The 2,447-nt window shown below is 32.6% G+C and carries 2 protein-coding genes and 1 pseudogene; 2 read left to right on the top strand and 1 reads right to left on the bottom strand.

Translation table 11 applies throughout. The annotated features are described in order from the left end of the window. Positions 1-192 (bottom strand): annotated as a pseudogene (locus ACTG3S_RS10285) (hypothetical protein); the annotation flags it as partial. Positions 193-429: 237 nt separating this feature from the next. Here ACTG3S_RS10285 and ACTG3S_RS10280 point away from each other — a divergent pair. Then, positions 430-957 (top strand): hypothetical protein, encoded by a 528-nt coding sequence (locus tag ACTG3S_RS10280; protein WP_439129267.1) that lies wholly within the window; start codon positions 430-432, stop codon positions 955-957. A 201-nt stretch (positions 958-1,158) separates the two neighbouring features. Further along, positions 1,159-2,447: glycosyl hydrolase family 17 (locus ACTG3S_RS10275; RefSeq protein WP_439129266.1), on the top strand; the 1,289-nt coding region annotated here is incomplete at its 3' end.

Below are 2,447 nucleotides of genomic sequence, written 5' to 3'. Positions count from 1 at the left end.
GTCTTTTTCTGTAACAGACATGTTCATTTTTATTTTCATATCTACACCACCAGCAGCTCCCATATTTTGAGATTGCTCTAACTCTATCAAAAACTCATCTCCCACATTATAGTTGGCTCTTAATAAAACAGAATCTTGACAAAATGCACTCAATGAAGTTGTAAAAACAAATAATAATAACAATTTTTTCATGTATTTTAATTTTAATTTATAATGTGCTAATTTACTATTTTAAGCATAGTAAATTCTAAATTAAATGATAAAAATAGTTGATTAGAAGTAAATATAGAACGTCTATAAAAACAGGGGTTTTTACCCTTTACTTTCTCATAGAAAAAATTTAACTTCGCTAACTTCGTATATAACGAATTAAAACTCGGCCATATACGAAAATAAGTTGGCAACCATTACCAATCACACTCAAAAGGAATGACTGAAAAGGAAATTATAAAATATTTAGATTTAGTTTTTAAAGGTATAACAGATTTTAATGCTTTTTCTACTAACAATATTTTGTTTAAAATAATTAAACCGAATGACAAAGTTGAGAAAGAAAGAAATAGTTTTTTTGAAATAATAAAAGAAGTAGAAAGATTCGGAAAAAATAATGATTTATTCGAGCAAATTTCTACGCAAAACTGGTATAAATTAACTCCAAAAGGAAAGGAATTAAAATTATCTAGTTTAGGATTTATTAAGTTTACTAAAAAATCTAAACCTAAAAAGTTTGATTTATATAAAATAGTACCTATCATTTTGACAATTGTTTTTGGAATTTCAACTTTTTATTTTGCACTTGTAAACTATCGTTTGAAACTTCAAGAATCAAAAGTTCCTTCTTTAGAATTGAAAGTTGACTCTCTAAAAAAAGAGTTGAATCGTATAAATAATAAGCTGATTGAATATAAAGTAAACACATTAACAGATACATTAGAAACCAAAAAGGAATCTGATTGAATTTAAGTTTGGCGGAATAAAAAACGGTAGCCAACACCTTGTATAATTTATTGCTCATTTTTAGCTTATTTGCGAAAGTTCTCACGAACTTTCTTGTTCAGTTATTATTTATTAATTTAGTTGCTTAAAGGCGCAACAAACCATACAAAAACACGTTGGCAACAATCAAAAAGATAATAATAACCTATTGAAAAATATAGTATGAAAATGAGACAAATAACTCTACTAATTCTATCTCTGGCATTTTTAATGCTTGGATGTTTTCAAGAAAATAAGAAAATAAAAGATGTAGACATAACAGCCGCTGACATACTTGGAAATCCTGAGTATTTGGCATTTTCGTACGGAGGATATAGAGAAAACACAAGGGCGGTCGTGCCCACAATTAAGGAATTGAAAGATGATATGAAAATATTATCTGCAATGGGAATCAAATTAATAAGGACATACAACACTCAACAATTTGGACATACGGCTAATCTCTTGCAGGCGATTAAACAATTGAAAGACGAAGATCCAAGTTTTGAAATGTATGTGATGTTGGGTACCTGGATAGAATGTGAAGGTGCATGGTCTGCATCTGCCAATCATAATGCCGGAAATGTAGAAAATAATACTGCAGAGATAGAAGCTGCAGTAAAAATGGCCCAAACATACCCCGATATAGTGAAAATCATTGCCGTAGGAAATGAGGCGATGGTACAATGGGCAATCAACTACTTTGTCTATCCAAATGTCATTCTCAAATGGGTGGATTACCTCAAAGAATTGCGAAAAAAAGGTGAAATTCCAACTGGTATCTGGATTACGAGTTCTGATAACTATGAATCTTGGGGTGGAGGAGCAAAAAGTTATCAGACAGACGAGTTAGTAGCCTTGATAAAAGCAGTCGATTTTATATCACTCCACACCTATCCCTTTCATGATTCACATTACAATCCAACATTTTGGGGTGTGCCTGAAGAAGAGGAAGACCTACCAAAACTGAAACAAATTGAGGCTTCAATGCTTAGAGCCAAGAATTATGCTATTTCTCAATATCAAAGTGCTGTTGATTATATGAAAAGTCTTGGGATTGATAAGCCTATTCACATTGGTGAAACAGGATGGGCAACTATTGCAAGCTCCTCTTATGGAGTCACTGGTTCTAAGGCAGCAGATGAATACAAGGAGAAATTATATTATGAGCACATGAGGGATTGGACGAATGCTGCAGGTATGTCTTGTTTCTATTTTGAGGCTTTTGATGAACAATGGAAAGATCAAGGGAATGCCTTAGGATCAGAAAATCATTTTGGGTTGATCAACCTAAAAGGAGAGGCAAAATTCTCATTGTGGGAGATGGTAGACGAAGGTGCGTTTGATGAATTGACCCGAAACGGTTTACCTATAACAAAAACCTATGCTGGAGATATAGGCAAACTAATGAAAGATGTTCTTGCCCCGCCTTTAGAGAGCGAGATGGGATTGCTTGAAATTACTACCGTTAA

Source organism: Polaribacter sp. (assembly GCF_965656025.1).
GTDB lineage: Bacteria > Bacteroidota > Bacteroidia > Flavobacteriales > Flavobacteriaceae > Polaribacter.
Note: the sequence above shows the minus strand (reverse complement) of the source record. Positions and strands in the feature narration are given on the sequence as shown.